Source organism: Fimbriimonadaceae bacterium (assembly GCA_019638775.1).
Taxonomy (GTDB): domain Bacteria; phylum Armatimonadota; class Fimbriimonadia; order Fimbriimonadales; family Fimbriimonadaceae; genus JAHBTD01.
The window spans coordinates 1-6,004 of record JAHBTD010000056.1 but is presented as its reverse complement, the minus strand read 5'-3'; the positions used below and the strand labels follow the sequence as shown (position 1 = coordinate 6,004).

Below are 6,004 nucleotides of genomic sequence, written 5' to 3'. Positions count from 1 at the left end.
GTTCAGACCGTTTTTAAAGACCCAGTCCGCCACGAATCTGAAGTGTGTATCCGGCTCCCAGACCAAACCCAAATTCCAGGTGCGAGATTGGCCGTCCGGCGCTCCATTGAGTGATTTGAATCCACCATAGTATTCGCCGTATCGCACGTAAGGCGTCAGCATGCCGACATCGGAGTAGCGCCACGTGTAATACCCTTGGACATACCCACCCGCGATGCTGCTCTCCTCGATGAAGTTGGTTTGCGCGTTTCGTTTCGGGCCTCGCCCCACGGTGAACTCAGCCAAGAGTCCCCAGGGTTGTGGCGGGGTCCAGACATAGGCCGTGACCCGCTGATCCTTGATATCGCAGCCACCTTCCGACGTCAGCGGGCTGATACATCTGGCCGCACTCGCAACATTCGGTTGACTCGCTCCCTGCACGGCAAAGACTCCATGGTAGCCGAGGACACCGGCTTCCAAAAGCCGCCCATTCGGAAACTGAAACGGATAGGCCAACTTGGCTCCAATGTGCTTGTCCTTGTTCAGCTCCAATCGGCTCCGAGATTGACCATTGTAGACCATGATGCCGAACACGCCGTAGTCGCCCGGTCCATTATGATAGGCCGCCAATTGGGCAAATCGCTCTTGCGCGACTTTCGGGCTCCAGTAGTAGGCCACACCTAGGTCTCGTTCCCCCGGCGCGCCGCTCTGTACCGATTCGTGCCGGTCCATTTCCTGTCGATTGGTGCTCGAACGGTAGGTATCGAAGGAGTTGGGAACACGATGGAGGCCCCACCGGATCCGATGCTCCTTGTCCTTGGTGATATAGAAGTCTGAGTACGCGTCGATCATTTCATTGTTCGCCAGCGTCTGCTGTCCGCCTTCCAGAGCGAACTGGGTGAAAAAGGCCACGCGCTCGGATACCTGACCTTGGAAGACCAGGCGAAGCCGTCTGGCATAGAATTCGTTTCCCTGCTGATCGCCGAAGCTATCGTTCAAGGGCAAATCAAACCGCCGATCGGTCGCGCCCATGTTGTATTTGAATTGCATGTAGCCGGTGATGCGAATGCGCTCGTACCAACGTGGATTGCCGGCCATCTGCAATTCCGCCGACTGCTCGAAAATACGACGTTCCTCTTCGGCCTTGAGGCGAATCCAGTCTTCCTGCGTAATCACCCCCTTCTCGAGCAACAGACTTTCAAGGGACGTACTCTCGATTGAGAGGCGCTGTCCCGATGTTTCCCGGTCGATACTATTCGCAGTAGGTATCGCCTGGGGTACCGTCTCCATGGCGGAAAGCGCCTGGCTGGATTGAACAGGCCCTTGGGCGATCACCGTCGGCGCGGCCTTGCTCGCACCGGCCGATGCTTGCAACGGCAAGAACAGGAGCGCGCCGGCGATACCGATCGCCGCCGCAGACCTGTGTAACACACACATCCCCCCGTACTTCATTCATGCCTCCTCATGGTGTGATGCTTGTACCGATCGGTCCATGACCGTGACCTTCAGTACGGATAATAAAACCTGATGAATACACGGGCGCACTATCGGTGCGCTTCGTGACAGCCCTGTCACCGCCTGGTTAAGACTATGTAAACAGCCGTTGGGAAGAGTCGGACGACGGGAAAATTTACGCGCACGTAACATGTCGATTACCGTCGAACAATCTCGCGGGGCCATAGTCGATCGCGATACAGGAGGGTTCAGACACATGAGCGACAGGGAGAACATGCTGCTGTTGGTGAGCGCCGACCACGCAGCGACCGGCCTGCTGGGGAAATGGCTCGAGATGAACGGCTATCCGACTTGCGTGGTGACGACCATCGCCTCCGCGCTCAGCGAGATTCGGCAGCGGCGTCCGGTCCTGATTCTGTTGGATCGACAGCTCCTCGTGACGGAGGGCGGCCGTCGAGATCAGTTTCCTTCTACCGTCCCCATCATTGTTCTGCAACCGTTCGACAAATCCTGCGGCCAAGATGAATGCCTCACCGAGTTGGAGTCCGGATTCGACCTCGTGTTTTGTTCTCCGCACTCCCGAGAACTGCTGGCGCATATCCGGGCGATCCTGCGTCGACAACAGATGCCGGCGGCCGCTCCATCTGTGCTTCGTGCCCAAAGCCTCGCGATGGATACCGCGCGCCATGAGGTGAAGGTCGGAGGAACACTGGTCGAGCTCACGCCGAAAGAATTTCGTATCCTTCATCAGTTTTTGCTCTCGCCCGGCGTTGTGCTGTCCCGACAGGAATTGTTGAATCGCGTCTGGGGAGAAGATTACGCCCTCGAAGAACATGCGCTGGATGTCCATATTCACTCCCTGCGTCAGAAGATCGAGGCGGATCCCTCCAAGCCCCGACTCGTCGTCACGATTCGAGGCATCGGGTACAAGCTCCAGGCGTCCTAACGCGCGTCGTTCGACTCGCCAAATTTGCCCGTACCGCCGATCCGGCCACAGACTGCCGCTTGCGCATCGCCTCGTGAGCGTGAACGATGTCCGAGACATGTGCCCGAACGGCAGGAGAGAGTAGTGCGAGCCGCCAGGGTAGGGGAGAGACCGGATGATGGAAACGAATAGGGGAAGAGTCCGACGAGCCTGGAGTCGGGACACCGTCGATGGAGAGCCTCGATGCGGTGGCGAGTTAAAACTCGTCCACCGACACCGGCTGCAACAGATCGCGAACCGAGAGCACGCCGACGATCGCGCCGCTCTTTAACACACCCAGATGCCTCGTGTGGTGATGTTGCATGAGATCGGCCGCTTCGGTGATCGAGCGACGCTCATCCAGGCTGATGACGGGGCTGCTCATGATGGATTCCACCGGCACGTAATGCACCGGCTGATTCTCTCCGACGACTTTGCGCACGATGTCGGACTCCGTCACAATGCCGACCACACGCTCGTCCTGCTCGATAAACACGCTCCCGACATGCCGTTCATTCATGACTCTGGCGGCGTCCGCCGCCGACGTGCCGACCGGGACCGTCACCAGCTGTGTCGTCATCAACTGACTGACTGTAACCATACGCATAACCTCCCTGATCTGTTTCCCACCCGGTCCGATACCTCCGCATCCAGAACCGATGGTTGACACAGGACGATACGCGCTCCGCGTTCCAGGCAGGTTAGACGATCGTAAATTGTGTGTTACGTCTGCGAAGGGAAGAGAACGAACGCGGCGGCATGACCGGGTTCGGTGCATGCCGCCATCGACGGAACCTTCACGAACGAGGCGCTACTCTTTGACGACGAAGTGGACGCTCCGATTTTTCTGCCAGCAGACCGGGTTGTGCTGCAAACACAAGGGGCGATCCTTGCCGTAACTCGTGACATCGACCTGCAGTTGACTCATGCCCAGCGATTCCAAGTACCGTTTGACCGAGAGGGCGCGCCGTTCACCCAACACCAAATTATATTCCGAGGTGCCGATTTCGTCGCAGCGGCCTTCCAGGAGCACCTTGGTGACATGGTGGTCTCTCAAGCGTTTGGCATTGTCCTCCACCGCAGTCAGGGCATCGTCGCGCAATACGTATTGATCGAAGTCGAACAACACATCGGGAAAGGGAATATTGTGCTCTCCGGTCGCGTTGCGTGCGGCCATCTCCACCGAGCGCAACGGAACGGGCGTCGGTTCCGGCGGGGGGGGAATTTCCTGGACCGGTGCGGCGGCCACCTGCTCCTCGACACGCGGCTTGGACGGCGTCACCGTCTTTCCTCCGCTGGTTCCCGCTTTGCTCGCGCAGCCGTCAAGGAACAGGAGGGCAGCGACGGCACACAGACCGAGCAGGGCGAACGGGCGCAAACATTTCATGGAAACCTCCGGCGCAGAGTGGATTCGTGGATCGAATGAGGCACAGAATAATCAAATCGAGCAAACGAGGCAAGCTACTTCTTTCCGGCGCAGGTCTCGTAGACATGCTGCGGCTGCGACACGGTGTCCCATTGCAGCATCTGGAAGGCATCGTCTACGTAGGTCGGCGAACGCATGCCGACAAGCACCGAGGTCACACCGGGAGTACTGCGTAGCACCCACAAGGCTTTCTGCGACAAGGTCGCCGCGCGCCTCGGCTCCGGCAGCAGGGGATTGAGCGTACGATGCAAGTCTTCGGTACGCAGACGGCTGCGCTCCGCCGCTTCCCGTTGCAGACCTCTCAAGAGCGCGAGCAGTTCAGGCACATACCGATCCCGCCAGGATTCCCATTGCTCCGCCACGGTACCGGTGAATGCCTCCGCTAACGCGCGCAGCACTTGGTTCACATGCGGCGCGATCATGTGCTGTTCAATCTGTTCCCAATGTTCGAGTCCCTGGACCTGCGTACGAATGCGGGTCAATTCATCGGCCCATCGAAAAAAGTCACTCGGGAGCATGCCCTGTCCGCTGTGCGTCACCGCCGGCGCGAGACTCGTACGATACTCCTCTTCAAGCGCCGCGACCTTGTCTCTCTGCGCCTCGACGGTTGCCTCGGCTGCCGGTACCGACACATCGGCCAACCGGACGACTCCGCCGCGCTGAGCCGGCATCGCATTCAAGGGACGATTGACCAAGACGGCAATGCCCGCCTGCATCGCTTCCTCCAGCAACGTTCTGCCGTTGCCGGGGCCGGTGTTGGCGACCAGAGCCGCGCCGGATTCGTAGAGATTCATCGGACACTGCAAGACGGTGAAGTGATGGGACGAGATACCGACCTTGTGTGCGGCCAACGTGGCCGCGTCGATCATACGGGACAGGGAAGTCGCGCCGGGGTCGTCCGCTCCGGCAGTGGAGGTGTTCGACGAGACGCCATACCCGCGCAGCCGACCGGCCTGGACTTGTCCTTCGAGATACTCGAAGGCCCGCTGCAACCGCCGATAGAATTCGACACGGAGTTCAGGCAGCGGACGCGCTTCGGCCCCGCCGAGCTTCGTGGCATGGGAGAGAAAGTACTCCGGGTTGTGCAACAGACAGACATCCAACGTGGCCAGGCCCAACCGATCCAGCGACAACGTCAATTGATCGGCCAGAAAATCCGGATGGATACAATGCCAGATGTCGTCGCCGTACTTCACCGTCTCGGGATAGGGTTTGCCGGATTTTTCCCGCGCTTGCGCCTGCGTCAGGTTCTGCCCCTGGACGTACCCGATCTTCGACACCACGACCACTTCTTCCCGCGCAAGGTCTCCGGCGCGGATCAATCCCTGCAGGACGGAGCCGACGAGTTGCTCACTCTCTCCATCCATGTAGTTTGTGGAGGTGTCGATCAGATTACAGCCCGCGCGGAGCGCCTTGATCAACGCCTCACGCTGTTCCTTTTCGCGCAGACCCACACGATAGGTGCCGAACCCCAGGCGGCTCACCGTCAAACCCGTCGCACCGAACGGACCGAACCCATGGGCCAACGACCCGGCCCCGGACGCGGCATGAATGTGTCGCGCGGCATAGGCCGCCGTGCCTTGAGCCGTGGCATGCCCTGGTTGCAACGAACCACTCAAGACCTTCTGCGCCGAGGTCGCCGCTGCGGCCTGTTGCGGCGCGTCGAGCAAGGCGGGGAGTTCCGACGGATCGGTGATCGGCCGACGGCACGAGAAATTCCGGCACACATACAGCGCAGGCTGACCGTTGACCAACGTTTTGCCCTGCAGCAGGGGATGTGCAGTGACAGCATCGGACGTGGCCCGATGAGCGAGCACGCGATGGGGTACGTAGACCCGATTCACAGCGGCGCGCAACGCCCTGGTCCCCGGAGCGTCAACCGCACCGACGACGGCGATCTCCACGGGACCGTTCGTGAGGAGGTCGACGACGAGCAGGCTTTTGGCGAACGCCCGCGGGTAGCGCGCGATCTGCCGGCCATAGGCCCGAACCGCCGCGGCGGCAGCCTGACGAAAGTCCTCTCGTGCGAAATGATAGGACAGGCGCGCCAGCACGGAAGCGGCAACGGCATTCCCGCTCGGCGTGGCTCCATCCGGTCCTTCGCGACTGCGCAGGATCAACGCTTCATGTCCGATTGCGGTGGTAAAAAATCCGCCCTGCTGCGCGTCGGCGAAGTCGGT

General features: G+C 60.2%; 5 protein-coding genes. 1 reads left to right on the top strand and 4 read right to left on the bottom strand.

The window, feature by feature from the left end:
• Positions 1-1,431 (bottom strand): hypothetical protein (locus tag KF784_19430; GenBank protein MBX3121238.1); only part of this gene is annotated, 1,431 nt, incomplete at its 3' end.
• 259 nt (positions 1,432-1,690) lie between these two features.
• On the opposite strand from KF784_19430, the gene KF784_19425 reads away from it, so the two are divergent.
• The gene (locus KF784_19425) at positions 1,691-2,380 is read left to right on the top strand and encodes a response regulator transcription factor (protein MBX3121237.1); all 690 of its coding nucleotides are present in this window, start codon (positions 1,691-1,693) and stop codon (positions 2,378-2,380) included.
• A 235-nt stretch (positions 2,381-2,615) separates the two neighbouring features.
• Here the strand turns inward: KF784_19425 and KF784_19420 are convergent, their stop codons facing one another.
• The 3 genes from KF784_19420 to KF784_19410 all read right to left on the bottom strand — a co-directional run.
• The gene (locus KF784_19420) at positions 2,616-2,999 is read right to left on the bottom strand and encodes a CBS domain-containing protein (GenBank protein MBX3121236.1); all 384 of its coding nucleotides are present in this window, start codon (positions 2,997-2,999) and stop codon (positions 2,616-2,618) included.
• Positions 3,000-3,209: 210 nt separating this feature from the next.
• On the bottom strand, positions 3,210-3,785 hold the full coding sequence (locus tag KF784_19415) for an OmpA family protein (GenBank protein ID MBX3121235.1): 576 nt from the start codon (positions 3,783-3,785) through the stop codon (positions 3,210-3,212).
• A gap of 74 nt (positions 3,786-3,859) precedes the next feature.
• Positions 3,860-6,004: aldo/keto reductase (locus KF784_19410; GenBank protein MBX3121234.1), on the bottom strand; the 2,145-nt coding region annotated here is incomplete at its 5' end.

Coding starts and splice junctions, on each gene's coding strand:
- KF784_19425 (MBX3121237.1), top strand. CDS start 1,691: ATGAGCGACAGGGAGAACATGCTGCTGTTGGTGAGCGCCGACCACGCA.
- KF784_19420 (MBX3121236.1), bottom strand. CDS start 2,999: ATGGTTACAGTCAGTCAGTTGATGACGACACAGCTGGTGACGGTCCCG.
- KF784_19415 (MBX3121235.1), bottom strand. CDS start 3,785: ATGAAATGTTTGCGCCCGTTCGCCCTGCTCGGTCTGTGTGCCGTCGCT.